Raw genomic sequence first — 26,482 nt, 5'->3', positions numbered from 1 at the left:
GAGTTGCCCGGAGCCTCGGGCATCGCACGTGGCAGACTCGGCCCACATGAGTCCGGTAAGTCGTGGCCGCAAGAACGGCAAGAAGAACCAGGGACGCGTGGCCGAGCAGGCGGACACGCTCGTGCCCTCGGAGGAAGGTATCGGTCCGGACCATCCCGCGGTCCGCGAGATGCTCGACAGCGCCGCCGCCACCCTCGGGGAATTCGAGAACGTGCAGGACGCGGTGGACGGGGAATACCTGGCCGGTTCGCTGCTCGCGGTCGGCTACGGCACCGGCCCGGATACCGCGGAGATCTTCGCCCGCCTGTTCATCGCCGAGGCCGAGGAACTCGCGAGCCCGGGCTCGGTGGCGTTCCTGCGCTGTGTCGCGGCGTTGACCCCGGAGCCGACGCGCTCGATCGCGATGGAGGCCGCCGACCAGCTCGTCGCGGCGGGGATCACCGCCCCGGAATGGGTGAACGAACTGGCCGAACCGGTGACCGCCGGTGATTATTTCCGCTGGTCCGAGGGGAAGGGTGTGGGTTCGGTCCTGTACGGCAGCTTTCGCCGTGCCGGGCGCAGCGACGGCTTCCTGCTCTTCGTCGACGACGAGGACTGCGGCGCCGTCAACGACCTGGCCCCCTTCGTCGGGGAGGAGGGTCTCGCCGAGGCCCGCCGCATGACCAACGAGGAAGAATCCGCCCCCGAGGCGCCCATCTCGCCCGACGAATTCCGCTGGCAGGTCGAGGCCGCCCTCGGCGTCCGCGAAGCCCACGACCGCGAAGTCATCGAACTGGGCCTCGACCCCTCCGAGCCCGAGGAAGACGACATCCCGTATGCGGTGACCGACGTCGTCCTGCGTGCCCGCCTGCGGGCGCTGCCGATGCCCGCGAAACCCGTTCCGGAACACGTCCATCCGAACTTCGCGTAGGGCCCGCCGGCACGAAGAGGCGGCCGCGGGCGAAAACCGCGGCCGCCGTTGCCTATTCGAAGGTCGTGTCTTCTGTATTCGAGGTCGTCACTATGCGGCCACCACCTCCTTCACTTCTCGAGGGACGCCCCCGCCGGTGTCACCGTGACAGCGGTAGCCAGCGGGGGAGCTTGGCTCTTCAGCTGCTGCCCGAAGAGCCGGCCTCGATGGTCTTGGGGCCCTTCCCCATTCCGCTGATCTCGATCCGGCGCGGCTTGGCCTTCTCCACGATCGGGAGAGTGACCGACAGCACCCCGTCGTTGTAGGTGGCGGAGATGTTGTCGGTGTCGATGCCCTCACCGAGGGTGAGTTGGCGCATGTAGGTGCCCGCGAAGCGCTCGGACGCGACCCACTGCACGTTCTGATCGCTGGGCAGGCTGCGCTGGGCCTTCAGGGTGAGGGTGCCGTTGTCGACGCTGACATCCACCGAACCGGGGTCGACGCCCGGCAGGTCGGCGTTGAGCACATAGTGATCGCCGGCCTTGAACAGATCCATCGGCATGAAACGTGGCGCGCGTGCTGTGCCGGCAGTCTCTCCCAGGAGCTGGCGGGCAACGGTGTCGATGTCGTGGAACGGATCGAACCTCAGCACAGGAATCACCTCCATATCCAGTGGCGACACCCGCCACGGCGGCGGGCGCCGTATGCTGTCCACCGACAAATTTAGCACTCTCACCGCTAGAGTGCTAGGTCCCGGTGCGGCGTATTCGAGCCGCGGAATACTCTCGGGCGCACCGCGGTTCGGATCGAACATGACGACTCAGGGACTCGGACGGTACGGAGTATGGGCGCACTACTCGGTGTTCACGCCGGAGGCGGCGCGCGAGCTGGAAGGCCTCGGATACGACACGCTGTGGCTGGGCGGCTCGCCGGTGGCCGAGCTGCCGGGGGTCGAGGCCCTGCTGGAGGCGACCGAGGCCCAGCGCGTCGGCACCAGCATCGTCAATATCTGGTCGGCCCCGGCCAAGCAGGTCGCCGAATCGTTCCACCGGATCGACAAGCGGTTCCCGGGCCGCTTCATCCTGGGTGTCGGTGCCGGGCATCCCGAGCACACCGACGTCTACCGCAAGCCCTATGACGCTCTCGTCGAATATCTCGACGTGCTCGACGAGGCCGGGGTGCCGAAGGAGCGCCGCGCCCTCGCCGCCCTCGGCCCGCGCGTGCTGGAGCTGGCGCGCGACCGCACGGCGGGCGCCCTGCCGTACCTGACCACGGCCGAACACACCCGCCAGGCGCGCGAGATTCTGGGCGACGGGTCCCTCCTGGTCGCCGAGCACAAGGTGGTGCTGGATACCGATCCGGTGCAGGCGCGCCTGACCGCCCGGCCGCGGGTGGAGTTCTACCTGGGCCTGAAGAACTACGTATCGAATCTGAAGCGACTCGGCTTCACCGACGAGGACGTGGCCGCACCCGGCAGCGACCGCCTGATCGACGCGCTCGCGCTGCACGGCACCGCGGACCAGATCGCCGACTCCCTGGTGGCCCATCTCGCGGCGGGCGCCGACCAGGTCGCGATCCAGGTCGCCTCCGACGAATTCCTGCCGACCCTGCGCGCGCTGGCCCCCGCCCTCGCCGAACGGGCCTGACGTCACGAGGCCCCGGCGCACCACCCGAACACCTCGGCCCCGGCATGCTCTTGGCCGGGGCCGAGGTCAGGAGCGGACCAGGCGGGCTATGGCGTCGGTGGCCTCTTTGATCTTGGCCTCGGCGTCCGGCCCGCCTTTCACCGCGGCGTCGACCACGCAGTGGCTGATGTGATCCTCGAGCAGGCCCATGGCCACGGCCTGCAGGGCCTTGGTCATCGCCGAGACCTGGGTGAGGATGTCGATGCAGTACTTTTCCTCCTCGACCATGCGCTGCAGGCCGCGGGCCTGGCCCTCGATCCGGCGCAGGCGCTTGAGGTAGTCGTCCTTGGCGGTGATGTAGCCGTGCGTGGCGTGGTCGTGGCAGGGCTGGTCCGCCGTGGTGATCTGGTCCTCGGTCATCCTCGCTCCGCCTTTGCTCGGTCTGATACCCCCCTAGGGTACAACGTATTGTACGAATTGTCAGGTCGGCACGGATGCGCGCGTTCGCATGAGGCGATGCGTCCCGGCGATCCCGGGTGCGCGAGAATCGGCACATGAGTTCGGTTCCCCGGCCCGCGCTGGCCATCATCGGCGGCAGCGGCTTCTACGATTTCTTCGGCGACGACGCGACCACCCTCGAGATCGACACACCCTACGGTGCGCCGAGCGCACCGATCACCGTCGGCGACATCGACGGCCGCCAGGTGGCGTTCCTGCCGCGGCACGGCCGCAAACACGAATACTCTCCGCACACCGTGCCGTATCAGGCCAATCTGTGGGCGCTGCGGTCGATCGGCGTGCGCCGCGTCTTCGCGCCGTGCGCGGTGGGCAGCCTGCGTGCCGACTGGGGGCCGGGCACCGTCGCCGTCCCCGATCAGCTGGTGGACCGGACGTCGGGCCGGCCCCAGACCTACTTCGACAACGGCGGCATCCACGTCTCCTTCGCCGATCCCTACTGTGAGGAGCTGCGAGCATCGGCCATCGCGTCGGCGGTCCCGGAGCTGCCGCTGAAAGCCGCGGGGACGATGGTCGTGGTGCAGGGGCCGCGTTTCTCCACCCGCGCCGAGAGCCGCTGGTTCGCCGCGCAGGGCTGGGAGCTGGTCAATATGACCGGTTTTCCGGAGGCCGTCCTCGCCCGTGAACTCGAAATGTGCTACGCCGCCATCGCTTTGGTCACCGATCTGGATGCCGGGCTGGAGGCCGGTACGGGTGTGAGCGCCGTGGAGGTCTTCGCCGAATTCGAGAAGAATCTGGTGCCGTTCAAGAAGCTTGTCCGGCAGGCGGTGTCGGCGGCCGAGGGCACCGAGACCTGCGAACGCTGCCGTGTTCATGCGGGGGTCGCGCTGCCTTTCGAACTACCCTGAGCCCATGAGCACTCGGACGGCACAGGACGAGGGGGCGACATCATGCGCGTGCTGCTGACCGGGGCCGCCGGATTCATCGGATCGCATGTCCACCGGGTTCTCGCCGCGGCCGGGCATGACGTGGTGGCCATCGATGCCATGGTCGCCGCCGTCCATGGCCCAGATCCCGCTGTGCCCGAAGGTGTTTCGCTGATCGATATCCGCGACCCCGAGGCGCTGGACCCGCTGCTGCGAGGGGTCGAGGTGGTGTGTCACCTCGCCGCGGCCGTCCCGCCGGGTTCGGTGGCCTTCGGCCGTGAGGGTGCGGATGCTGCGGTGGGCGCGGTCGGGTCTGCCGCCGCGGGCTCGACCGAGGCCGGGGAACGCGGTTCGTCGGAACCGGGCCGGAAGGTGGTCGATCGAGGTAGCGCGGACTCGTCGGGGTCGGGTGACTCGGCCGAGGTCGGGCCCGGCACCCCCGACTCGGATTCGCCAGCGGTTTCCTCCGCCGAATCGCCCAGTGCATCAACGGGTTCCAACGCCGCACCGGATGGCGAGCGGGGGACCGAACCGACAGCGCGGCCGGTGAGCCGACCGAGCTCGGCGGTACGGCCCGGCGAGCCGACCATGCAGGACGCCTCGGTTTTCGCATCGCACAACGACTTCGGCACCGCGGTCCTGCTCGCGGCCATGGAACGAGCCGGGATTCGGCGGTTGGTGCTCGGCTCCTCGGTGTCGGTGTACGGGGAGGGGCGCTACCGCGGAGCACACAGCGGGCCGTTCTTTCCCGGCGTGCGGCGGCGCGCCGATCTCGACCGCGGCATGTTCGACCACCGGGCCCCGCGCACCGGGGAGATCCTGACCTGGGAGCCGGTCGGCGAGGACTCCCCGCTGCGTCCCCGGACCGCCTATGCCGCAAGCAAAGTCGCGCAGGAGCACTACTCGCTGGCCTGGGGTATCACCACCGGCGCGGCGGTCACCGTGCTGCGCTACCACCATGTGTACGGCGACCCGGTCAACGAGAATGCCGCCCTGGCCGCCCATTCCGGGGTGGCGGCCCGATTCCGCGCCGAACTCGAGGCCGGTCGTGCTCCGTTCGTCTTCGAAGACGGCGGCCAGGCCCGGGATTTCGTGCACGTCCGCGATGCCGCCGCCGCCACGCTCGCCGCCGTGGAACGTCCGCTCCCGGGCTTCGTCCCGCTGAACATCGCCTCCGGCCATCCGATCACGCTGTGGGAGGTGGCCTCCATCATGTCCCGCGCCCGCGGCGGCCCGGAACCGGTGGTCAGCGGCCAATACCGCGTCACCGACGTCCGCCACATCGTCGCCCACCCGGAGCGCGCCCGCCACGCCCTCGCCTTCACCGCCGAAATCGCCCCTGCCGAGGGCCTGGCGGACTACGCGACAGCCCGCACCTTCGCTCGCCCCTGACCCGAAGCTTTCTCGCCCGGGATGGGCTATGCGGTACCCGGGGTCGACCGCAATTCGATGCGGACGAGGGCGAATTCGGGTGGGCTGCCGTCGGGTGGGCCGTACGGGAGGGGAGAGACCTCGGCGTCGACGGTCAACCAGCCGCCGTCCACCGCGGCCAGACGCAGGCCGGGGACGGCGCGGAAGGGCATTCCGGCCAGAATGTCGCTGCGGGCGGCGAGGATTCGAGCACGGTCGCCGGGATGCGGCATGGTCCGCTCGTCGGTGTCGCCCGCCCAGCGCAACCCCGGCACCGGTGCGCTGATCCACCGGATCAACCGCACCCGTGCCGTATCGACCACCGCCAGATAGAGGCCCGGATTCGTACTGACCAGGGCATCGACCGTCGTCGCCTCGAACGATTTGCCCTGCGGCGGAACGCTGTCGGTGACATCGGCGAGTAGACCACGCCAGCGGTACCGATCGCCCGTGATGTTGCGGGTGGCCAGCAGCAGCGTCCGCAGGCCGTCGCGGGCGCGCACCGAGACCTCGCCGAGCCAGCGCGCGCCGGGCGCCGCGCGGCTCACCGTGGCGACCAGATCCAGCGCCCCGTCGAACCGTTCGACGTGTTCGAACGATTCCGCCCCGAACCACACCGACCGCCCGTGGTCGAACGCCGGCCCCAGCCCGGCCGACAGCACCTGGGTGCGGCGGCTGTTCGAGTCGAGCAACAACGGCGCCACCGGCGGCGGTTGCGGCGGATCGTCGCCGCCCACCCAGAACTGCACGCCGTGCACGCATCCGTCCGGCCCAGCAATGGGAACCGCACGCGCGTGTCGGCGCGACCAGGCGTGCCGGGACCTGGGCAACTCCCGGGCGACGGGCAGACGGCTCTCGAAGGCCTCGGCGACCAGCGGCAGCAGCCGTGCAGGCACGGTCCGCGACAGCGACTTCCACTGCCTCGGCGCGGTACCGACCGCCAGCACCGATCCACTCTCGAGACCGTCGAGCGTCTCGATCAGCAGCCACTCCCCGATAGTCACCGCATCCGCCCCCTTCCCGAGATCGCCGGTTCCGCCGCACGGCCGTGATAGCCGGCGAATATCGTGCACCATCACCGCCGCGGCGGTGTACGAGGGTGGTCCCTCCCCGTCGTCCGGGCCGCTATTAGGCTCGCGCCATGGACAATCCGCTGCGGCTCGAGGTCATCGTCGCCAGCGTGCGGCCCGAACGGTTCGCACCGGTGGTCGCCGACTGGTTTCTGCGCACCGCCCGCGCGGATCACCGATTCGACGTCGGCGTCATCGATCTCAGGGATACCCCGCTACCGGCGGATCTGTCGCCGACACCCGAGTCGCAGGCCTACCGCGAACGCCTCGCCGCCGCAGACGCGTTCGTGGTCGTCACCTCCGAATACAACCACGGCTATCCGGCGTCGCTGAAGACCGCGCTGGACACCGCCAAGCACGAGTGGCGGGCCAAGCCCATCGGATTCGTCGGCTACGGCGGCCTGTCCGGGGGCCTGCGCGCCATCGAGCAGCTGCGTCAGGTCGTGGCCGAGATCCACATGGTGTCGATCCGCGAGAGCGTCAGCTTCCACGAGGCCAAACGCAAGTTCGACGCCGACGGCGAAACCCGGGACGGCGCGGCCGTGGATGCGGCTCAGCGCCTGCTGCGCCAGTTGGCATGGTGGGCCCGGCATCTGCGGACGGCCCGCGAGACCGATCCGTATCCGGGCTGACTACTGGGTGGCCATTGCGCGACGGCCGCGGGGCTGGCCGATGTAGGTCGTCTCGCGCGGAATCGATACCAGGGTCAAATCCACCTGAGCGGTGCCGGTGCGCAGGACCACGCGGTTGCCGATCGCGCCGGGCTGGTAGATCGACAGGTCGGGACGGCCGCCGGGCCAGCTGCGCGGGTCGCCGCTGACATAGATCGTGGTGACGCCGGCGTGCGGTGCCGGCGCGAGGACCCCGTCGACCACGGCGGCGGTGAAATCGGCGTCGCTCTGGTGGGTTTCGACGGCAATGGCCAGCCGCTGCGGATTGCCGATGGTGGTGACCAGCTGCTCCCAGGCCTCCGGGCGATCGGTGCGGATCAGGATGCGTTCGCCGACGGCCAGCGCCCGGAACACGATCTGCTGCGCCAGATACAGCTCACCGGCCACGTACACGGTGGAAATGCCCTGGCCGACAAGCCGGATCGCCACACCGTTGCCCTCGTCGTCGGAGCCGATCAGCTGACCGCAGCCCGAGGACGGCAGCCGCAGCGCGTCCACGACATCGATCGGATATTCGGCCAGCGGTACCGTATCGTCCACGCTCCCGACGGCGATCGGCAGATGCGCGAGCAGGCCCTGGCGATGCCGCCCGTTCATCGAGACCATGGCCTTGCGCCTGGCCTTCTCCGGCAGCTCCCGCGCGGTCAATCGCCATGCGGCGCCGAGGTTCACGGTGTCGGCGGCGCTGCCCGGGCGCAGCCGCACCGCGACCGTGGTACCCCGCGACGGCGCCACCCACAGCTGGGCCAGCAGATCCGAATCCAAGCGCCGGGGATCGACGGCGGCGCCGATGTTGACGCTGTTGCCGAGTTCGGCGTAACGCCAGTGATGAGTGATGGTGCGCGGATCGGCACCGCCGGTGATCTGCCAAACCGCCGTGCGGATTTCGGGTGCCGTCAGGACGCGCGCGGAGCAGTCGGCGTCCTCGAGCGCCCGCACGATGCGCTGGGTGGCGATGGTGATGGCACGACTCGCGCCCTCGGTCCCGCCGCCGCGGCGGTCGGCGGCTTCCGGGCAGGCCAGCGCGTCGTAGCTGATGGCCAGCCACACCGTGCGATGGGCGGTGGCCGGCAGCGGACCCAGCAGCGACTCGTAGATCGGCCCGGCGGGCGTGCCGGAGCGGCTGCGGTGGCCGTGGCTGATGATGTCGATGCCGCTGAGCAGGATGTCGTGCTGGCTGAGGCACTGCGCCAGCTCGGGTAGCGGCAGCAGGTGCGAGGCGTGCACGGTATTGCGGTCGATGCGGGTGAGCCCGCCCTTGGGCGGCAGCACCTCGACCACCGCGACCACTCGGCTGCCCTCCCAGTACAGACCGAGCGAGCGGCCGTCCGGGCCACGGAAATCGACGGTGTCGCCGAGTTCGTAATCGGTGCGCGTCCAATACCGCCACACGGTGGCGATCCAGTCGGCGAGTGTGCGCTTGCCCAGGGGAATCAACAGCAGCAGACCGGCCGCGACCGCTCCACCCAGCGCGTACCACCACTGCACGCGCACGGCCAGTACTGTCAGCCCGACGGCCAATCCGAGCAGCTGCGCCGCCAACAGATTCGGCAGCGAAATCCGTCCAAACAGCCGGCGAGTGTTCGTCCCGCCCGGTTCGGCCATCGTCGTCGTCCCCCAAGTACCCCGTGTCGGCCTGTTCTCGGCGGCCGAGCTGAACTTCGGTCCTGCTGAACTGTACTGTGTTGAGCGAACGCGAGCACTGTTCGGGGGAGGACTCATGCCTTCAAAACCCACCACTCGCTGGCAGGTGAGCGGTTACCGCTTCCTGGTCCGGCGGATGGAGCATGCCCTGGTGCGCCGGGACGTGCGGATGTTGCACGACCCGATGCGCTCGCAGTCGCGCGCCTACGCGGCCGGCGTCATTCTGGGCTGCCTGGTCCTGGCGGGCGCCGGAGTGCTGGCGTTGCTGCGCCCCCAGGGTTCCATCGGCGACAACAAGATCCTCATCGGCAAGGACTCCGGCGCGGTCTACGCCGTCGTCGACGGCGTCGTCCACCCGGCCCTGAACCTCGCCTCGGCCCGCCTGGCGGTCGGCGAACCGGCGAAAGCCGTCTCCATCAAGGAATCCGAGCTGTCGAAGAAGCCCCTGGGCGCCCTGATCGGCATCCCGGGCGCACCGAGCTCCCTGAACTTCGCCACCGACGGCAAGGGAAGAGCGTGGACGATCTGCGATGAGTTGAAGGTCGACGGCAGCCGTGACCTGACCACGACGGTGATCGCGGACGATCCGGTTCTCGGCACCAAGGCCACGGTCATGGATCACGGTAAGGCTCTGCTGGTGCAGGGTAAGGACGCCGTCTACCTGATCTACGACAACAAGCGCGCCAGGGTGAACATGACCGAACCGGCCGTCACGAATGCATTGCAGATCCGTGGCATAACCCCGCGGCCCATCAGCGAAGGTCTGCTCAACGCGATCCCCGAGGTGCTGCCGATCGACGCGCCGAAGATCAACGATCCCGGCGGCATCCCGACCTATCCGATCGCCAACCACCGGATCAGCGATGTCGTCCAGACCCAGAACAACGACGGCAAGCACTATTTCGTGGTGCTCTACGAGGGCCTGCAGCCGATCTCGCCGCTGACCGCCGAAATCATCCGTGGCAAGTTTCCGCAGTCCACGCCGGATGAATTGATCGACAACTCCGTGCGCACGTATGCACCGCCCGCATCGGCACTGCCCGTGGACAAGTTCCCGGAGACTGCGCCGACGATTGTGGAGGGCAAGGATCAGCCGGTCGGCTGCATGTCCTGGAAGCCGATCGCGGGTGCGGAGGACAAGGCGGGCGCCACCAGCCACGCCGAATTGTCGGTGCTCACCGGCCATGTGCTGCCGCTGCCCGACGATGCCCGGACCGTGCAGCTGGCCCAGGCCGACGGCTCGGGCCCGAATGTCGACGCCTTCTACAAGACCCCGGGTTCCGGTGTCTTCGTCCAGACCACCGGCATCGAACCGGACAGCCAACGCAAGGACGCCAAGTTCTTCATCGCCGACACCGGCGTCCGCTACGGCATCAAGGACCCCGAGGCCGAGAAGGCCCTCGGGATGGACGCCGAAAAGGCCAAGCCGGAACCGGCCCCCTACGCCATCGTCGGCGGGCTCGCCCCCGGCCCCTCCCTCGGCCGCGAGGAGGCCATGGTCGCCCACGACGGCGTGGCACCGGACCCCAACCCCGCCAAGCAGTTGGTGAAGCCGAAGCAGGAGGGCCAGCAGGTCCCGCAGAACTGACAGCCGTCGGAGACGGTGAAGCCACCGCTGGCGTTTCGACTAGTGCTGGTGGTTTCGGGAGCTCAGCGGGCCGATGCGGTTCGGGGGCCAGATCTTGAAGACGGCCTTGCCGCGGACGGCCGATACCGGGACCGTGCCGTTGAATTCGTCGCTTTGGTGAAAGCGGGAATCGGAGGAGTTGCGGCGGTTGTCGCCCATGACCCACAGGTGGTCCGGTGGGATGGGGATCGGGCCGAAGGCTCGGCCCTTGTTCTCCACGGTCACATTCGGGTCGTTGGGGTCGAACGGGCTGTCGTTGATGACGTAGGGCTCGTCCAGGGGCTTTCCGTCGACCATGACTCGTCCGCGGCTGTCGCAGCATTGGACGGTTTGGCCGCCCACCGCGATGACCCGTTTCACCAGATCCTTTTCGTCGGGCGGGATAAGGCCGAAGTAGGAAAGAAAGTTCTGCACGGCGCGCAACACGGAATTGCTGGATCGAACCGAACGGTAATCCGAATTCCACGACTCGGTCGGGGCGGCGAACACCACCACATCACCGGGTTGGGGATCGCTCCAGTAGGACTCGATCTTCTCCGCGAAGATTCGATCTCCGGTGCAGCCGTAACAACCGTGCAGAGTCGGCTCCATCGATTCGGACGGAATAACGTACGGCCGGCCGATGAAATTCACCACCAGGGCCGCGATCACCGCGGTGGCCAGGACGAGTATGGGAAGTTCCCGGAGGAACGAACGTTTCTTCCGTTCCTTCGCTCGCTCTTCGGTTTCCGTCGACTCTTCGCTTGATCTGTCATCGGTCCCGGTCATGCGTGCCCACTCGCTCTCCTCGGCCACGGCGGACACGTTATACCGCAGTCACGAAAATGTCTTCGGTATCAAGGGTTTTCGGTGTAATCGATGGATTTGACGCATCATCCGACGAAAGCGTTCCATGGTGTGATGCAAGTCACAGACGTGGCTATTAGTTGCGGCTGCGAATGATTCGCCGAGGTGCGATGAAATGTATTATCCGGCTTGACATTCGAAGGTCGCTGTGCGACTTTGAGGCCGGGAGTCTGGGGGGAGTTGAACCTCGCAGATGCCTGCTGTTGAGATCGTTGGACGCAGGTGCGCGGACGGGGGAGGGCCCAATGAGAATGGATGTTCCAGCGACGCAAGCGATTGCGCGCGAGTTGAAGTCGTCGGCGCAGGTCGTCAACGACAGCGCCCGGCAGATCGCCGGGGCGGTGCAGGCCTTCGCGGCCGCCGATGCGGGTAGTGAGTACCGGACGCAGGGCGACCGGATCGGACGGGCCTTGGGCGGCATCGGCCAGCGCCTGTACGCGTGGGCGAACTGCGTGCACGACACCGGTACCGCGCTCGATCGGGCGGCGGCGTCGAACGAAAACGTCGACCGGTCGTCCTCCGCGGCGCTGGCGGCGGTGGGGAGTGAGTTGGTATGAGGTCGGGGGAGGCGTCGGTCACGGGCGTGGACAAGATCCTCGACTCGGGCCGCGACGGCTTGCGGTTCTTCACCACGTTCGTCCCGCGCTATCGCGACTGGACGGGCACGAATCCGCAAGGGAAGGACGAGAATTCGCTGACCGCGCGCTACGACCAGCAGCGTGGGATGAACGTGGATCCGCTGCGCGCCTTCGCGACCCTGCTCCGTCAGCAGCTCTCGGGCACCGTGGGCGACCAAATCGGAATCCAGCAGGCGCGCTTCGCCGAACTCCCCGCGCGGTGGAGCGATTCGGAAGGTGCGAACAGCGCGGTCCAGCACGCGCAGACGGTGAGCGGCCAGGTGGCAGCGGACCGCGACGCGTTGGGCGGCGTCGCGCAGGCGGTGACGACGGCGGCCGATAAACTGGAAGAGGTCGTGCGCACGAAGGCCGACGCCGTCCGGACCGATCTCTCCACCAAGAATGCGGCGGGCAAATCCGGCGAGCAGGTCGACAAGATCATCGCCTATGCGCGAGGGAATTTCGGCGCGGCGGCCGACGCGGACGCGCAGACCCAATTGGTGCAGCAGGTGCTCCCCGAGTTCACCTCCGGCGACCCGAAGGCATATTGCGAGCAATGGCTGAACGGGGTGTTCGTGCCGACCGTGGACAGCACGGTTCAGGCGTACACCGGGTTGACCGATGCGACACATACCGCGGTGACCGGGATCTACGACCAGCTGGCCGGCGCGCTGGAGAGTGTGAATTCCGCCGCCCCGTACAACTCGCCGGGTGGAACGCCTTCGGCGACAACGGATCTCGGCGACAATGCGGTGCCCGCAGTCACGCAGACCTTGTTCAGCGGCGGCAAACCCACCGACGGCACCGAGCCTGCCGCCACCAGCCCGGCCGCAGTGACGCCGGCCGCGGCGGATGTGCCGGTAGCGACACAGGTTTCAGCGTCCATGCCGACCGACACCAATCCGCAGCAGCCCGCTACCACCAATGCCAGCTTCATCGCCGGTAATACGGATCCGTCGAAGACCGGCACGGATCCGTCGAAGACCGGCACGGTCCCGTCGAAGACCGGCACCGATCCGTCCAAGACCGGCACGGACCCGTCGAAGACCGCCACCGATCCCTCCAAGACTGTCATACCGGAAACCCCGAAGATGCCCACGACCACAGGCGATATGGGCAAGGAGGGCGTCTGGCGCCCTGGCGACATCGCCAACGTGATCACGGCGACCAGCCAGATCACCGGCAAGGTCCCGGACATCCTGACCCATCTCGGCGATCCACTCAAAGCCGTCGGCTCCACCGCCGAAAGCTTCGGCAACGCATTCAAGTCCGTCATCGGCACCGATGGCATCACCGGCCTGATGAAGGAAGGCATCGACGTCGTGGAGCGGATCGACAAGATGATCGATCACCATGTGAACCCGACAGACGCGTCGACGGGCGCCTCCGGCCATCCGCCTTCGGGCCAACCGGGCGACAACGGCCAGAGCCACGGCAACGGACAGGGCCAACAACAACCGGGTCAGCAACAGCCCGGCCCGCAGCAGCCGGGGAACAATCCGCAGGCCCAACCACCCACGAGCAACGCGCAGACCCAGCACCAGACCGGAGGCACCGAAACCGGACGACCGCCGCAACCGGGAACATCCCAGCCACCAACCGCACAGGCGTCCTATGCGTCCGCCGACTCCGCCGCTCTATCCACCGCTGCCCCCGCCACCCCCACGGCGGCAACCCAACCCAGCGGCTTCTTCGGCTCCCCGGCAATGGCCTCTGCCTCCCGCACCGACGACGAGACCGACCACCGCTCAAAGGTCCAGTACGCCCCACCGATCATCGATTCACCCCCGCAGGACCCCGAGACCGAGGTGAAACAGCCGTGACCTGGACCCAGAAAATCGAACAGATAGCCGACGACCACGCCACCGAGGTCCGCCGAATCCGCTACCGCATAGAGGAAATCGACGACGAGGCGCGCGACGCCAACGCCCGACTGGGAATACTCGAGCCCGAGCCTATCGAAGACGTAGCGGTGGAACCGTCCGCAGCATCGGCGCGTCCAAACATATGACGGCACCTGCCGTCTGATGATGGGGGTAAGGAGATTGCATGAGTAAGAGAGTCTCGGCACTGGCATCGTTTGCTGCGTCGGTGGCCGTAATCGGGGGGATCTGCCTGATCAATGCCGGGTCGGCATCCGCGGATCCGATTGCGAAATTCGGCAGTCCGGAAGCCTGCGACCAGGCTGCCGCGCAGCGAAATGCCGAGTATCAGAGCCAACATCAGGATTCGACCGCGCCCGGCATCACCTACTACTGTGAGCCATACGAATGGGTGGAAAACAGGTCGTGGGGGCTGTACGTCAGGGAGAATCCCTGGCCCTGACCATCAGGCCGTGAGATTTTCTGGTAGCTGTGGGCCGTCGGAAGGCGGCCCACAGTTGTATCCGACTGTGCCGTATGGCGATTCTTACTCGTTCTCGCGGACGCCCAACATGCGGCGGACCGGGAACGAAGCCAGGTACCCGAGGATCACCAGCACGGCGACGATGCCGGTACCGATCAGCGCGACATTCCGTGCCGTATGGTCAGGTGGGGGAGGCGTCGCGGGCACCGGCAGCTGCGTCGACCGGTTGACCAGGCTGGTGGGCTTCTTCACCAGCTGAATGTTCGGGTCGACCTGATGCGTCAGTGCCGCAACGGGATCGACGATGCCGAAGCCGAGCCAGGGATTCCAGCCGTCCGGCGGCCGGTGCGCGGTGGCCTGGATGCGTTCGATGACTTCCTGCGCTGACAGTTCGGGGAAGCGGGCGCGTACGAGCGCTGCCACCCCCGCTACGTACGGTGCGGCGAAACTGGTGCCGCGCAGTGAATTCGGTTGTCCGTTGCGTCCTTGGAACTGATTGGTCAGGCCGGAAGAGTTGGGGTCCAGGCTGACGATGTCTTCGCCGGGGGCAGCGACACCGACCCACGGACCGGGGATGGTGAATTTCGATGGTTGCCCATTGAGGTCGACCGATCCGACGGCGAGTACAAGTCCGTAGCGGTCGTACCAGGCAGGACTCACCGCGGCCTTGACGTTGTCCCACGGATCCGCGGCCGGATTCAACGGGTCGATGCCGGTATTTCCCAGGCAGTCCTTATTGTCGTCATTTCCTGCGGCGACAACGACTACTACGTTCTTTACCTGCACGGCGTACTGCACGGCTGCGCCCACACTGGGGTCGTAAAGAGTGGGCGGCCCGCAGGCAACTTCGCTGATGTTGATTACCGTGGCACCCGCGTCGGCCGCATGGCGGATGGCCGACGCGAGTGTGTTGATATCGCCAAAATTTCCGATCGTGGGGTTGTTGGGATCCTTTGGCGCAGCACCTTTCTCACGGAAATATTGAGTGGTTTGACGTATGGCCATGATCTGCGCCGCCGGTGCGACGCCGGAGAATCCGTCTTCGGGAGACGGTTGTCCGGCGATGAGACCGGCCACGACCGTGCCGTGCCCGTCGCAGTCGACGGTACCGTCGTCAGTGCTCACATAGTCCCCGCCCGGTTCGAGATTCGGCAGTCGGGGATGCCGGTTGACACCGGTGTCGATTACGGCGACTTTTTGCCCTTCACCTCGGCTGAACTTCCAGGCGTCGGCGAGCCCTAGATATGCCTGCGCGGGTGGGACTCCCGGCGACTTCGTCGACATCGACCGGACACAGGCATCGGTCGGTTCAGTCGGTCTCGGCGGAGCGGGAGGGCCGTCCGGGGGTACCGGCGCTGAACCCAGCGGCAGTGGTCCCACCGCGGCAGCGGCGGGAGTGCCGATCGCGGCAGACAGACCTGCCATGGCTGCTACCAGCACGACACCGGCGGCCCGGCGCGCACTCTGCCGACCGGTCATTCCGCTACGCGCATCGCGCCTGTCCACCGCGCGTTTGCCCCTGTGCCCGAACACCTCTGCCCCCAACCCGCTCAGAGCGACCGAATCAGCGCGTACAGCTCCGCCACCCAGAACACCAGCGGCACCACCGCGGCGACGAAGGCGTATTCGAGCAGTTCCACCGCCCGGCGCATGGGTGGGGTGGCCTGCTGGTTGGGGACGATGATGCCGAGGATCAGTGCGCCGATCAGCATGACCATGGCGGCGCCGAAGACCGCCAGCGGCTGCTCCTGGGTGAAGGCGGCGCCGATCATCATGGTCAGCAGGATGGCGGCACCGCCGGCGATCAGCACGACAGCCTGCTCGGCGCCCGCGTAGGTGCGGCTGCGGAACATCAGGACCACCGCGCACACCAGCGCCAGCGCCACGCCCGGCCAGTACGGCGTGGTCGCCTTCGCATCGACGGCGGCCAGCGCGCCGACGACGGTCACCAGCGTGGTGGCGGCGACCAGACCCGCCAGATACATCCGGGCGCGTTCGGATTTCGCGCGCAACGCCTCCAGCGAGGGCAGCGCGCGATGATCGTCCGGATCGTCCTCGGTCGGATCGATCGGCGTGCCCGGCGACGGCACCGGAGGCAAGGGCAGCTTCGACAGCAGGATCGACACCCGCGGCGCCAGCGCCAGCCCGCCCAGCGCCAGCGCGGCCGCGACGGCCCCGATCGCCTTGACCGGCTGTGCGGTCAGCAGTCCCACCAGCGCCGCCGGAATCGCGAACACCGCAAGGGTTGTCACGCCGATGAACAACGCCAGACCCACGCCGCTGACCCGCCACGCGAGCACCGCGGTGGCACCCACGAGCACCGAACCCAGCAGCAGATTCGCCCAGCCATAGTGATCGGGCACGAACAACATGCCCGCGGTGAACGCCGTGGGCAGCGCGCAGCCGCCGAGGACCAGCGCCGTGGTGCGGTCGCCGTACATGCGGCTCAGCACGGTGCCGGCGACGACCAGCAGAAGTGTGATGAAGGCCGCCACCGCGCCCGGAATCCAGCCCGGCAGTGCGTCGGGCGCGGCCAGCAGACCGAGGCAGCCGACCAACATTGTCGCAATCGCGATGAGTGAACCGGTGATTCGCGCGACCTTCGGCGACCATGCGCGGAAATGGTCGGCGTCGGCAATCGCGACGTTGTACATGATGTCGTCGAACAGCGGGGTCGGCGCCACGTGATCGGCGCTTTCGAGCATGAGCAACTCGCCGTCGCGCACGCCTTGCTCGCCCAAACTCAAAGAATTCGAAAAGGGCGGTTGACCGATGCGCGCCAACACCCATTCGGCCGGTTCGAACTGTTCGCCCGTGTTGTCGAAATCATTGGTGCGGCTGTGTTGGGCAACCATGTCGACCACGCTGGGAATCACCAGCGCAACCGGTACGTCGACCGGAATCGCCATATCGACCTGGGTGTGTTTGGCCAGAATCGTGACCCGTGCCAGGTCCGGTGCGCGGACGATGCCGCGGCTCGCATCCTCTTCGATGTGATCAAGTCGCGCGTGCGTCACGCTTCCCCCAACCTCGTCTCTACCTCGTGTTTCCGCAAGCGCACCGGTTTGCGGTCCCGCGGCCGTCCGTGCAGAATGCTGCCCGAACTGTACGACATGTCGGCGCGGCCCTCTACACTGAGGCCGCAGTACAGTCGCCGAAGGGGGAACTTCCGTCGATGAGCACAGTCCGGTTCCAGCGTCGTCAGCGCCGGGAGGTTCCACGGTCTCCGGGCGGCGAGGTGACGCTGCAGCCGCCGCCGGAGATTCCGCGCGCGATACCGGCCAGCCTCATCAGCAAACTCATGCCCGTCGTGATGATCGTCGGCATGGTCGGGATGATGGCCCTGTTGTTCACTCGCGGTGGAGGTATTGCCTCCAACCCGATGAACATGATGTTCCCGATGATGATGGTCTTCTCGATGATCGGCATGTTCGCCGGCCAGGGCAGCGGGAAGGGCCAGAAGGCGGCCGAGGCCAACGAGGATCGCAAGGACTATCTGCGCTATCTCGACCAGGTCCGCAAGGACGTCGACGAGACCGCCAAACAGCAGCGCGCCGCCGTCGAGTGGAGTCACCCGGAGCCGGGACTGATCTGGATGCTCGCCGGCACCAGCCGCATGTGGGAACGCCGCCCCGGCGACAAGGACTTCTGCCATGCCCGCATCGGCCTGGGCGGTCAGCGACTCGCAACCCGCCTGGTCGCACCGGAAACCGGTCCGGTCGAGGAGCTCGAGCCGATCGCCGCGGTCTCGCTGCGCCGGTTCGTGCGCACCCACTCCACGGTCCCGGACCTGCCGACCGCGGTCGCGGTGAAGGGTTTCGCGACGATCCAACTCAACGGCGACCGCGCCCAGGCCCGCGATATGACCCGCGCGTTGCTGTTGCAGCTATGCATGTTCCAGGCGCCCGACCAGGTGTTGGTCGCGGTGGTCTGCGGCGCCGACACCTCCCGCGAATGGGAATGGGTCAAATGGCTGCCGCACACCCAGCATCCGGAGGCGCAGGACGGCGTCGGCGCCCAGCGCATGGTCTACGGCTCGATCCGTGCGATGGCCGCGGGCCTGAACCCGCTGCTGCACAACCGCGTCCGCTACTCGCGTAACCAGCCCGCCAACCAGAACCTGGTGCACATCGTCATCGTCGTCGACGGCGGCCTGCTCGAGGCCGAGGAGGATCACCTCCGCGAATCCGGCTACGAGGGCGTCACCATCATCGACCTGTGCAATTACGCCCCCCGCCTGGCGGTTTCGCGCGGCATCCAAATGGTCGTCGAGAACGGCGAATGCGTGGGCCGCGGTGCCACGGGCAATATGGAGCGCTTCGCGATGATCGACCGCATCAGTGCGCGGCAGGCCGAGCAGGCGGCGCGGCGGTTGGCGCCGTACCGGGTTGCGCCGGTCCAGCGCGGCGGTGAGGTCGTCGCCGAAGAGACCGAAGTGATTTCGTCCTGGTCCCAGCTGATGGGCCTGGGTGATATCGGAACCTTCAACCCGGCCACCGCCTGGAAACCGCGCTACAACCGCGATCGGCTCCGGGTGCCGTTCGGTGTCGGAACCGATGGCCTGCCGGTGTACCTGGATATCAAGGAGGCCGCCGAGAACGGTATGGGCCCGCACGGCCTGTGCATCGGCGCCACCGGTTCGGGTAAGTCGGAATTCCTGCGCACCCTGGTGCTGTCGATGCTGGCCACGCACTCGCCCGATCAGCTGAACTTCGTGCTGGTCGACTTCAAGGGCGGTGCCACCTTCCTCGGCCTGGAAGGCGTTCCGCACGTCGCGGCGATCATCACCAACCTCGAGGAAGAGGCCGATCTCGTCGATCGTATGGCGGACGCCCTGAAGGGTGAGATGAACCGCCGCCAGGAAATGCTGCGCACGAACGGCAATTTCAAGAACGTCGCCGAATACGAGGAGGCCCGCGCGTCCGGCGCCGAGCTGGACCCGCTCCCGGCGCTGTTCGTGGTGCTCGACGAGTTCTCCGAACTGCTCGCCCAGCACCCCGATTTCGCGGACCTGTTCGTGATGATCGGCCGCCTCGGCCGCTCGCTGCACGTGCACCTGCTGCTGGCCTCGCAGCGTCTGGAGGAGGGCAGGCTGAAGGGCCTGGAGGCGCACCTGTCCTATCGGATCGGCCTGAAGACCTTCTCCGCCAACGAATCCCGGCAGGTCCTCGGCGTGCCCGACGCCTACAACCTGCCCAACACCCCGGGTGGCGGTTACCTGAAGACCGACGCGGGCGAGATCGTCCGCTTCCAGGCGTCCTATGTCTCCGGCCCGTACGTCGGCGGCGGTGCGCAACGCGAGATCACCCAGGCCGGTATCGCGGGCGGCGAAATCGACATCAAGGCACGTCAGTTCACCGCCGACCAGGTCCCGTTCCGTGCCAGCGACCGCGTCCCCATGCCCCAGCAGGTCGTGGTCGAGGAAGCGAAGGAAGAGGGCGAGAAGATCTCCAACCTGGAGATGCTGGTCTCCCGCATTCGTGGCCACGGCCGCCCGGCGCACGAGATCTGGCTCCCCCCGCTGAACGAGCCCCCTACCCTCGATCAGCTCAGCCCGCGCTCGATCCTCACCGGCGACTACAACCGTGCGGCCACCCTGTCCGCCCCGATCGGCATCGTCGACCGCCCCTTCGACCAGATCCGCGACGTCATGACGGTCGACCTCGCAGGTGCCCGAGGCAATGTCGCGGTCGTCGGTGGTCCCCAGTCGGGTAAGTCGACCGCGCTGCGCACACTGATCATGGCGATGTCGCTGACCCACACCGCCGAGCAGGTGCAGTTCTACTGCCTGGACTTCGGTGGTGGCACGTTGGCCAGCCTCGAGGGACTGCCGCACGTCGGCTCGGTCGCGGCTCGGTTGGATCCGGACAAGGTCCGCCGCACGGTCGCCGAGATGCAAACCATCGTCCGGCAGCGCGAATTGCGCTTCCGCCAGCTGGGCATCGAGTCGATGGCCGACTTCCGCCGTCTGCGAGGGATGGATCCGAACAGCAGCCCGGCAGCAGCGGGCGCCCATCAGGATCCGTTCGGCGATGTGTTCCTGGTGATCGATGGCTTCGGGTCGATCCGCCAGGACTTCGACGCCCTAGAGCAGCCGATCATGAATCTGGCGACGCAGGGTCTGTCCTACGGCGTGCACGTCGTCATCTCGCTGAACCGCTGGATGGAGGCCCGCCCGGCACTGAAGGACCAGATCGGCACCCGAATCGAACTGCGCCTGGGCGACCCGATGGACTCCGACTTCGGCCGCAAGGTCGCCGCCCTCGTCCCGCAGGGCCGCCCCGGCCGCGGCATCACGCCGGAGCATCTGCACATGCTCACGGCTCTCCCGCGAGTAGACGGAAGTTCCGATCCGACCGACCTCAGCATGGCTGTGGCGAATGCCGTCACCCAGATAGCGGCACGGACGCCGGGGCGCCCGGCCCCAGCGGTGCGAATGCTGCCGGATCTGTTCACCAGGGAGCAGCTGCTCCAGATGCTCAACGGCTGGCCTGCCGGAATGGATCCGACGCGCAAGTGCACTCAGATCCCGATCGGGCTCAACGAATCCGAATTGGCGCCCGTCTTCCTCAATATGGACGAGCTGTCGCACTTCCTGGTGCTCGGTGACAGCGAATGCGGTAAGACGAACCTGCTGCGGGTCATCTGCCAGGGCATCGTGCAATCCAATTCGCCGAGCCAGGCGAAGCTCATCATCGCCGACTACCGTCGGACGATGCTCGGATTGGTGGAGACCGAACATCTCGCCGGATATGCACCCTCGGACGAGGTGCTGCAGACGATGATGTCCGAGCTGGCCACCATCCTCAAGAGCCGCATGCCCGGCCCGAACGTCACCCAGCAGGAGCTTCGCGACCGATCGTGGTGGTCGGGCCCCGATATCTATGTGCTCGTCGACGATTACGACCTGGTCGTGACCTCCACGGCGAATCCGATCAGCGTGCTGGTGGAATATCTGGCCCACGCCAAGGACATCGGCTTCCACCTGCTCGTGGCACGCCGTTCGGGCGGCGCCTCGCGGGCGATGTACGACCCGGTCCTGTCGCGCATGCGCGACGTGGGCACCACGGGCCTGATCATGAGCGGCAATCGCGACGAAGGCCAGCTGCTCGGAAATGTCCGGCCGAGTGAGATGCCGCCCGGCCGCGGCACTCTCATCACGCGAGCCGGTAACAACCTTTTCCAAGCGGCATGGAGCTCGATGCCATGACTGTCGACCGGGCCGCCAGCCCCGACCAAAAGTCCCGCACCCCGAGTGCCGGGGCCGGTCCCAATCGCTGGTGGCCCCCCATTCGACATGCATATACTCACGACCACGGCCACGAACCACGGTGCGTCGGAACCACGAAGGGGGGTGCGATCCTGTCCAGGCCGCACGCGATCAGGTGACGATCGACGCTGCGCTTCCGGAGGGGATCTCGAGACTTCGGAAGTCGAGGGAACCAACGACGTCATCAGTGCGTCGAATCAGTATGAAGAGGACCGAGGTGCTTAAGCATCTGACCGGACCGATCCAAGGCTATACCCAGGGAAGGGGACTTCAATGAGCCAGCCAACGCATGTAGATGATCAGGCGATTGCACGGGGCGCCCAGCAGGTGGTGGATGCCATCGAGAGAATGCGCGCGCACATCAACAAGGTGACCGCAACGGCCGAGGAAATGAAGGCCGGCTGGAAGGGTGATGCGTACAACGCATTCGTGGGTGTTGCCGACAGCTGGAAGCAGGAGGGTATCCGCCTGAATGCTCGTCTGAATGACATCAGCGACACTCTCACCACTGTTATCAAGAAGACCAATGCAAGCGAGGACCAGTCCAGCGGCTCCATCGGCGCGCTGCGGATGTGATTGTCGGCGGTAGTCGAACATTAGACTTGGAACGGAGTAGAAAATGTCAGTAAAAGAATACAACCTGGCTGTCATCACCCCAGGTCTCCAGCAGCTTCGGTCGGAGTTGGGCGGTCTCACGGCCGCGAACAACGATGTCGAATCGTCGGCCAAGAACCTGTTGGCAATCTGGACGGGTGCGGCCGCAGACGGCTTCAATAACGCCCACATCGCGTGGAAGCAGGAGTTTTCCGACACCCTCGCCATGCTGCAGAAGCTGATCGACGTGTCGGACCAGGCCGTGGCCGATGCCATCGCACTGGATGCCTCTCTGGGACAGAGCTTCTGAGTTCTGCTTCGGCTTGTACGACTGCGGCCGACTGGTATCAGTTCAGGATACCGGTCGGCCGCAGCTCATTGTCAGTGGTGAGTGACGAATTCAGCTTCCCGACGCCAAGAGCTTATATTGTGCCGCAGTTTGCTGATAGAGGTTTTGAGGCTGGTCGTCGGCCAGTTCGGCTACGAATCGGCCGTATGGGAAGTAGCAGATATAGCGGCCATCGATGGCGACCTGATCGGTCGTCTTCAGGCATTTGGCGGACGGGAGCCCGGGCGGCCCGTCCATCGGCTGATACTTATCGGCGCGTTCGGTAACAAATGTGGCGAGGAGCCGCTTGGCGGCTCCGGGATCTGCGGTGCGATAGACCGTAGCGGCTCGCTCCGCCACCAAATCGACTCCAGCATCCTCGAAGGCTCTCTTCGATAGCTCGGAATTCAGATGCCGATGCAGGGCTGCGTGTAGCGTATATACTCCGCCGCTAGAAGACGGCCCGTCAGTCGGAAGCGTTCGGCCCAGTAATCCGTCTACGTCCGCAGGCACTTCACTCAGCTTGTCCGCCGCGGTAGGCCTATAGTTCTCGAGAGAATCGAATAGTCGATCCAAGTAGCTCTTTGTGTAATTAATCAGAGGAGTCGGATCCGGAGGTATAGTTAGGTTATTGCTAACGTAGGTGTAAGCCATGTAGTTATTGCGCGCGACGATTGTCCGGACGCTGGCGAACGGATCGACGACAGCTCGCGATTCCGGATACCCAGGGATATCGACAGCTCCTTTCGGTGGGTACTTCGCATCGGAATCGTGAGTAACCACTTCGGTCGCTCGCGCGGCCTGTTCTGCTGTCGTAAATCGCATTACGCGTACCTCGACCTGGAAGCCGAGGAGAAGCTCTTTGTGTCTTTCCCCGTAGGTTCTCCAGCCGGCCACCAGCCCTGGGGCCAGGTCGTTGAAATTCGCCTGGCTATTCAGGCGCGGTGGAAAAGTCGGGGTAAGGGCGGAACTTTTCCGATGGCCATAGACCAGACGGTTGTCGATGTCATGTGCGAGCGGAATATGTTCGGCCATGCGGATCGACTCCTGGACCGCGCCTGCCTTCTCGTCCCTGGTAGTCGCCACGTCCTGCGGAACAACCGGATAATTTCCGGAATCGAGCTTGGCGACGTCAACAGTGGGAGACGATTCCAGTGACGGTTTTCCGCATCCAACTGTGCCGGTCAGCATGGCCGACGTAATGCAGAGGGCAATCATCAGGCGTGGATTCATCGGAGTGGTTATCCGCTCTTGGCGAGTATGGAGTACTGGGCGGTGACGCGCTCGAAAAAGGAAGGATCGGCGACTTCGGAGAAACCTCTTCTCGCGCCAACAACCGCAACATAGCGTCCATAGACCACGGCGCAAATGTAAATGTAGTCGCGAATGGGCTCCTTAACGTCCAGTTTGATGCAGCGTGCGTCCGTGATACCCGGAGGGTTGGGAATCTCCTCGTCGTCGCGCCCCAACTTTGTCAGGGCAGCCTGCAGTTTGAACGCGGATGCAAGATCCCGAACTCGGTATACGGTTCCGTCGTTCCATGCAACCAGATCGGCTCCGGTCTCTGCAAAGATCCGACGCAGACCGGTGATGTCGCGCTCGAAATGCAGGGCTCCGGCCGCAGCATAAAATCCTATGGCCTCCTTCTGCAGCCAGGCGTCGCCTCCCTTGTTCGGTTGTTGCAGCGCCAAGCGCATGATTCCCTCGGGGTTCTGCGGCAGGTCGAGCATGTCATCCGTTTGCGTCGGTTTCGTATTATTCAATCTTGCGGTCTGAGCCTCCAAAGTCTTATTGAGACCGTGCGTGAGCGCCGTGCGATCCGGCTGCGGGAGAGCGAGCAGCGCAGTGATCATATATGGGCCGTGTTGGGCAAATAGAGTTCCGCTCGAGTCGGAAAACAAAATTGCATGGGTATCGCCGTTGGTGGTCAGAGGGATCAAGAGGGCAAGGGGGTTCCCGGTTGTTATCACCTGCTCGAACTCTGCGGCTGCAGTTCGCGCGGAGCTGTCGGACGGGAATCGCATGACAGTTATATTCAAGGATTTTTTCGCGCGGATGCTACCGTTTGTTCTGGAGGTGAAGACCCCACCCAGCATGTTGTTTCTCTCGGCAACCGGCTGAAAAGACGAGGGCATCACGCCGAGTACGTCGTTGAAGGTGCCGTACGAAGTGTTCAGGATTCGAGTATTGGCCAGCACGTTGATATCCGGATCTATTTCGTCCGGCGCGACTAGGTAAGCGAGCAGCCGTCTCGATTCTATGGCGAACACATCGTCCTTTGTCCGGATCTCGGGCTTGTAATCAGTTGGAGCCCCGGTATACGGTCCGGTATTCAGCCTCGAAAGATCTGCAGGAGTCATTCCCGGTGTGGGGTGTCCTGTGGTTGAGACGCCACAGCCAGTGAGTACCCCGAGCAGCCCTCCGACGAGGAAAATGACGGTCCATCTTCTGAAGGCGGCGACAGCCCGCCCGGACTTATTTGTCCGGCACCCTTCCACACTCTCCCCCTTCTTGTGTAAGTCTCGGGCTGTATCCGAGACCGTTTAGGTGACGACCTTCCCAATTGCCGGAACCATCTTGTCTATCAATGTTTTCGTCGACTGGTCGGTCCAGACCTGGAAGGCTTGTATTGCTGATGGGTCGTCGATCGCTACGACCGTTGCATTGGTAGGCAGGAGCTTGCTGGGGAGACCGCCGAGGCCGCCGTTACCGGCCTTGTCGTCGGTGCGAAGGATGATAACGACGTCGGAGTCGATCAAATCCGAACTATAGCCGCCGGCCGAGAGTTGACGTGGAGACTTCTCGTCTCCCACAGCCTTGTACTTGTTGGCGTAGCGAAACCCGATGCCCTGGAGGAACTTTGACTGCTCGCTCGGCGTGAGCACGACAGACAAGGTCCCGTTCCCATAATTGAAGGCCGTCACCGACTTTCCGTCGAACTGGGGATATTTGCTCCTGACCTGAGCGAGCTCATCACTCCCGCCCGTAGCAGGTGACCGTGCTCCCTGAGTCGTGAAGTAGAAGACACCGGCCGCCACCGCCAGAATCGCGATGAGCGCTGCCGATGCCCAAGTAAGGGTCTTGCGCCGGCTGGGGTTCGACGTGGCGCCGCCGTTCCTCAATGTCTCGATGAGGTGCTCGTTCGTATCTTGCCGCCGTGGCGGCGGATAACCGACCGGTGCCCGCGGATCGGTTCTGAAATGCGATATCTGGGCGGGGAATTGGGGACGAGCCCCGAACAACGCGGCCTCGGCGTCCTGGACGAACTCCCGGCAGCTGTTGTATCGGTACGCCGGATCCTTCGACATCACTCGCGCGATAACACCGTCCAACCCTGCGGGCAGGTCCGGCCTGATCGCGCTGATCTTGGGCGGAGCTTCGTGCAGGTGTCCCATCATGACGACTGCGGGCATAGGTGCCGGGTACGGATTTTGCCCCGTCAACAGCCGGTAGAACGAGCAGCCGAGACTGTATATGTCGGAACGGTGGTCCAGCCGATCACCGGTCAATTGTTCCGGTGACGCGTAGGCGACCGTCGCCATGAACTGCCCGGTCGTGGTGAGGTCCTGCCCGTCCTCCGCAGACTTTGCGACGCCGAAATCCGTCAGGAGCACGCGCTCCTCGTCACCGTCGGCAGTCGAGAGAAGAAAGTTGGCGGGTTTTACGTCGCGGTGCAACAGGCCGCGGCGGTGCGCGTAGTCCAGGCCCTTGCCCACCTCGGAGACAATGCGGAGAGCGCGCTGCGCAGGCATGGCCGCCGGCCCCTTCTTGGCCTCCTCAGCGGCGTCTGTGCCCTCGACGTACTGCATTGCGATCCAGAGCTGTCCGTGCTCCTCGCCTCGGTTGTAGACGGTCACGATATTGGGATGATCAAGTCCCGCGGCTAGATTCGCTTCTCGCTCGAAGCGAGCGCGGAACTCGGGATCGGTCGAGAGGTCGGCGCTCAGCACCTTCAAGGCGTCACGTCTGGGGAGGGTAGGGTTCTGAGCCAGATACACAGTCCCCATACCGCCGCTGCCCAGAACCCGAAGCACCCGGTAGCCGCCTACGATTGCGCCCGGCTGCAACGGCATTCGATCCTCCTACATGTTGTCCGACACCCCGAGCGGGGCCAGCTCGCTCGAAAGAAACCTAGCACTGTGGTCGGCATGCGGTGGCCGTGC

General features: G+C 65.8%; 23 protein-coding genes and 1 pseudogene. 14 read left to right on the top strand and 10 right to left on the bottom strand.

The window, feature by feature from the left end:
• Window positions 1-46: 46 nt before the first annotated feature.
• On the top strand, window positions 47-910 hold the full coding sequence (locus tag IU452_RS03080) for a hypothetical protein (protein WP_195107295.1): 864 nt from the start codon (window positions 47-49) through the stop codon (window positions 908-910).
• Between the two features lie 178 nt (window positions 911-1,088).
• Here the strand turns inward: IU452_RS03080 and IU452_RS03075 are convergent, their stop codons facing one another.
• A complete protein-coding gene (locus IU452_RS03075) occupies window positions 1,089-1,541 on the bottom strand; it encodes an Hsp20/alpha crystallin family protein (protein WP_195107294.1) in 453 nt (150 codons plus the stop codon).
• 160 nt (window positions 1,542-1,701) lie between these two features.
• Between IU452_RS03075 and IU452_RS03070 the strand changes: the two genes are divergently transcribed.
• Window positions 1,702-2,535, top strand: a complete 834-nt coding sequence (locus tag IU452_RS03070; RefSeq protein ID WP_195107293.1) for an LLM class F420-dependent oxidoreductase — start codon at window positions 1,702-1,704, stop codon at window positions 2,533-2,535.
• A 66-nt stretch (window positions 2,536-2,601) separates the two neighbouring features.
• On the opposite strand, the gene IU452_RS03065 is transcribed toward IU452_RS03070, so the two are convergent.
• The gene (locus IU452_RS03065; protein WP_195107292.1) at window positions 2,602-2,934 is read right to left on the bottom strand and encodes a metal-sensitive transcriptional regulator; all 333 of its coding nucleotides are present in this window, start codon (window positions 2,932-2,934) and stop codon (window positions 2,602-2,604) included.
• Between the two features lie 134 nt (window positions 2,935-3,068).
• Here IU452_RS03065 and IU452_RS03060 point away from each other — a divergent pair, with 134 nt between their 5' ends.
• From IU452_RS03060 to IU452_RS39390, 3 genes and pseudogenes are all read left to right on the top strand, one after another.
• The gene (locus IU452_RS03060; RefSeq protein WP_195107291.1) at window positions 3,069-3,878 is read left to right on the top strand and encodes an S-methyl-5'-thioadenosine phosphorylase; all 810 of its coding nucleotides are present in this window, start codon (window positions 3,069-3,071) and stop codon (window positions 3,876-3,878) included.
• A 42-nt stretch (window positions 3,879-3,920) separates the two neighbouring features.
• A pseudogene (locus tag IU452_RS39395) lies at window positions 3,921-4,157 on the top strand (NAD-dependent epimerase/dehydratase family protein); the annotation flags it as partial.
• A 327-nt stretch (window positions 4,158-4,484) separates the two neighbouring features.
• Window positions 4,485-5,288 carry an NAD-dependent epimerase/dehydratase family protein gene (locus IU452_RS39390; protein WP_195107505.1) on the top strand — a complete coding sequence of 268 codons (804 nt, stop codon included), beginning with the start codon at window positions 4,485-4,487 and terminating at the stop codon, window positions 5,286-5,288.
• A gap of 26 nt (window positions 5,289-5,314) precedes the next feature.
• On the opposite strand, the gene IU452_RS03045 is transcribed toward IU452_RS39390, so the two are convergent.
• Window positions 5,315-6,310, bottom strand: coding sequence for a GAF domain-containing protein (locus IU452_RS03045; RefSeq protein WP_195107290.1), 996 nt, complete (start codon window positions 6,308-6,310; stop codon window positions 5,315-5,317).
• A gap of 137 nt (window positions 6,311-6,447) precedes the next feature.
• Between IU452_RS03045 and IU452_RS03040 the strand changes: the two genes are divergently transcribed.
• The gene (locus IU452_RS03040) at window positions 6,448-7,008 is read left to right on the top strand and encodes an NADPH-dependent FMN reductase (protein ID WP_195107289.1); all 561 of its coding nucleotides are present in this window, start codon (window positions 6,448-6,450) and stop codon (window positions 7,006-7,008) included.
• Here the strand turns inward: IU452_RS03040 and eccE are convergent, their stop codons facing one another.
• On the bottom strand, window positions 7,009-8,652 hold the full coding sequence (gene eccE, locus IU452_RS03035; RefSeq protein ID WP_195107288.1) for a type VII secretion protein EccE: 1,644 nt from the start codon (window positions 8,650-8,652) through the stop codon (window positions 7,009-7,011).
• A 115-nt stretch (window positions 8,653-8,767) separates the two neighbouring features.
• Between eccE and eccB the strand changes: the two genes are divergently transcribed.
• Window positions 8,768-10,279, top strand: coding sequence for a type VII secretion protein EccB (gene eccB / locus IU452_RS03030; protein ID WP_195107287.1), 1,512 nt, complete (start codon window positions 8,768-8,770; stop codon window positions 10,277-10,279).
• Between the two features lie 39 nt (window positions 10,280-10,318).
• Here eccB and lepB read toward each other — a convergent pair whose 3' ends face one another.
• On the bottom strand, window positions 10,319-11,113 hold the full coding sequence (lepB, locus tag IU452_RS03025; RefSeq protein WP_324192408.1) for a signal peptidase I: 795 nt from the start codon (window positions 11,111-11,113) through the stop codon (window positions 10,319-10,321).
• Between the two features lie 296 nt (window positions 11,114-11,409).
• Between lepB and IU452_RS03020 the strand changes: the two genes are divergently transcribed.
• From IU452_RS03020 to IU452_RS03005, 4 genes are read left to right on the top strand one after another with little or no spacing between them, the layout of a single operon-like run.
• Complete coding sequence (locus tag IU452_RS03020; protein ID WP_195107286.1) at window positions 11,410-11,721, top strand: hypothetical protein; 312 nt, start codon at window positions 11,410-11,412, stop codon at window positions 11,719-11,721.
• Window positions 11,718-13,604: a hypothetical protein gene (locus IU452_RS03015; RefSeq protein WP_195107285.1), complete on the top strand. Its 1,887-nt coding sequence runs from the start codon at window positions 11,718-11,720 to the stop codon at window positions 13,602-13,604. The genes IU452_RS03020 and IU452_RS03015 overlap by 4 nt, the downstream gene beginning before the upstream one ends.
• Complete coding sequence (locus IU452_RS03010; RefSeq protein WP_195107284.1) at window positions 13,601-13,792, top strand: hypothetical protein; 192 nt, start codon at window positions 13,601-13,603, stop codon at window positions 13,790-13,792. The genes IU452_RS03015 and IU452_RS03010 overlap by 4 nt, the downstream gene beginning before the upstream one ends.
• A gap of 38 nt (window positions 13,793-13,830) precedes the next feature.
• The gene (locus IU452_RS03005; protein ID WP_195107283.1) at window positions 13,831-14,106 is read left to right on the top strand and encodes a hypothetical protein; all 276 of its coding nucleotides are present in this window, start codon (window positions 13,831-13,833) and stop codon (window positions 14,104-14,106) included.
• An 84-nt stretch (window positions 14,107-14,190) separates the two neighbouring features.
• Here IU452_RS03005 and mycP read toward each other — a convergent pair whose 3' ends face one another.
• Together mycP and eccD are read right to left on the bottom strand one after the other, a co-directional pair.
• Window positions 14,191-15,411 (bottom strand): type VII secretion-associated serine protease mycosin, encoded by a 1,221-nt coding sequence (mycP, locus tag IU452_RS03000; protein WP_228816293.1) that lies wholly within the window; start codon window positions 15,409-15,411, stop codon window positions 14,191-14,193.
• A gap of 266 nt (window positions 15,412-15,677) precedes the next feature.
• Window positions 15,678-17,144 carry a type VII secretion integral membrane protein EccD gene (gene eccD / locus IU452_RS02995; protein WP_195107282.1) on the bottom strand — a complete coding sequence of 489 codons (1,467 nt, stop codon included), beginning with the start codon at window positions 17,142-17,144 and terminating at the stop codon, window positions 15,678-15,680.
• 158 nt (window positions 17,145-17,302) lie between these two features.
• Here eccD and eccCa point away from each other — a divergent pair, with 158 nt between their 5' ends.
• From eccCa to IU452_RS02980, 3 genes are all read left to right on the top strand, one after another.
• On the top strand, window positions 17,303-21,337 hold the full coding sequence (gene eccCa, locus IU452_RS02990) for a type VII secretion protein EccCa (protein WP_195107281.1): 4,035 nt from the start codon (window positions 17,303-17,305) through the stop codon (window positions 21,335-21,337).
• A 333-nt stretch (window positions 21,338-21,670) separates the two neighbouring features.
• Window positions 21,671-21,973 carry a WXG100 family type VII secretion target gene (locus tag IU452_RS02985; RefSeq protein WP_195107280.1) on the top strand — a complete coding sequence of 101 codons (303 nt, stop codon included), beginning with the start codon at window positions 21,671-21,673 and terminating at the stop codon, window positions 21,971-21,973.
• Window positions 21,974-22,016: 43 nt separating this feature from the next.
• A complete protein-coding gene (locus tag IU452_RS02980) occupies window positions 22,017-22,301 on the top strand; it encodes a WXG100 family type VII secretion target (RefSeq protein WP_195107279.1) in 285 nt (94 codons plus the stop codon).
• A gap of 90 nt (window positions 22,302-22,391) precedes the next feature.
• Here the strand turns inward: IU452_RS02980 and IU452_RS02975 are convergent, their stop codons facing one another.
• From IU452_RS02975 to IU452_RS02965, 3 genes are all read right to left on the bottom strand, one after another.
• Entirely contained in the window at window positions 22,392-23,552 is a 1,161-nt protein-coding gene (locus IU452_RS02975; RefSeq protein WP_195107278.1) for a DUF7373 family lipoprotein, read from the bottom strand.
• Between the two features lie 8 nt (window positions 23,553-23,560).
• Window positions 23,561-24,679, bottom strand: coding sequence for a DUF7373 family lipoprotein (locus IU452_RS02970; RefSeq protein ID WP_195107277.1), 1,119 nt, complete (start codon window positions 24,677-24,679; stop codon window positions 23,561-23,563).
• Between the two features lie 183 nt (window positions 24,680-24,862).
• Entirely contained in the window at window positions 24,863-26,392 is a 1,530-nt protein-coding gene (locus tag IU452_RS02965) for a serine/threonine-protein kinase (RefSeq protein ID WP_195107276.1), read from the bottom strand.
• Between the last annotated feature and the right edge of the window lie 90 nt (window positions 26,393-26,482).

The organism is Nocardia transvalensis (assembly GCF_015477765.1).
In the GTDB taxonomy this organism is placed as follows: Bacteria; Actinomycetota; Actinomycetes; order Mycobacteriales; family Mycobacteriaceae; genus Nocardia; species Nocardia transvalensis_A.
The sequence above is the reverse complement of the archived record's forward strand: the minus strand, read 5'-3'. Positions and strand labels throughout refer to the sequence as shown.

Bases quoted from the DNA above. Each gene is read 5' to 3' on its own strand.
- IU452_RS03005 (WP_195107283.1), top strand. From the start codon at position 13,831: ATGAGTAAGAGAGTCTCGGCACTGGCATCGTTTGCTGCGTCGGTGGCC.
- eccCa (WP_195107281.1), top strand. From the start codon at position 17,303: ATGAGCACAGTCCGGTTCCAGCGTCGTCAGCGCCGGGAGGTTCCACGG.
- IU452_RS03040 (WP_195107289.1), top strand. From the start codon at position 6,448: ATGGACAATCCGCTGCGGCTCGAGGTCATCGTCGCCAGCGTGCGGCCC.
- IU452_RS03020 (WP_195107286.1), top strand. From the start codon at position 11,410: ATGAGAATGGATGTTCCAGCGACGCAAGCGATTGCGCGCGAGTTGAAG.
- IU452_RS03080 (WP_195107295.1), top strand. From the start codon at position 47: ATGAGTCCGGTAAGTCGTGGCCGCAAGAACGGCAAGAAGAACCAGGGA.
- IU452_RS03070 (WP_195107293.1), top strand. From the start codon at position 1,702: ATGACGACTCAGGGACTCGGACGGTACGGAGTATGGGCGCACTACTCG.
- eccE (WP_195107288.1), bottom strand. From the start codon at position 8,652: ATGGCCGAACCGGGCGGGACGAACACTCGCCGGCTGTTTGGACGGATT.
- IU452_RS03060 (WP_195107291.1), top strand. From the start codon at position 3,069: ATGAGTTCGGTTCCCCGGCCCGCGCTGGCCATCATCGGCGGCAGCGGC.
- IU452_RS02980 (WP_195107279.1), top strand. From the start codon at position 22,017: ATGTCAGTAAAAGAATACAACCTGGCTGTCATCACCCCAGGTCTCCAG.
- mycP (WP_228816293.1), bottom strand. From the start codon at position 15,411: ATGTCGACGAAGTCGCCGGGAGTCCCACCCGCGCAGGCATATCTAGGG.
- IU452_RS02965 (WP_195107276.1), bottom strand. From the start codon at position 26,392: ATGCCGTTGCAGCCGGGCGCAATCGTAGGCGGCTACCGGGTGCTTCGG.
- IU452_RS02985 (WP_195107280.1), top strand. From the start codon at position 21,671: ATGAGCCAGCCAACGCATGTAGATGATCAGGCGATTGCACGGGGCGCC.
- IU452_RS02970 (WP_195107277.1), bottom strand. From the start codon at position 24,679: ATGACTCCTGCAGATCTTTCGAGGCTGAATACCGGACCGTATACCGGG.
- eccB (WP_195107287.1), top strand. From the start codon at position 8,768: ATGCCTTCAAAACCCACCACTCGCTGGCAGGTGAGCGGTTACCGCTTC.
- IU452_RS39390 (WP_195107505.1), top strand. From the start codon at position 4,485: ATGCAGGACGCCTCGGTTTTCGCATCGCACAACGACTTCGGCACCGCG.
- IU452_RS03015 (WP_195107285.1), top strand. From the start codon at position 11,718: ATGAGGTCGGGGGAGGCGTCGGTCACGGGCGTGGACAAGATCCTCGAC.
- IU452_RS03065 (WP_195107292.1), bottom strand. From the start codon at position 2,934: ATGACCGAGGACCAGATCACCACGGCGGACCAGCCCTGCCACGACCAC.
- IU452_RS02975 (WP_195107278.1), bottom strand. From the start codon at position 23,552: ATGAATCCACGCCTGATGATTGCCCTCTGCATTACGTCGGCCATGCTG.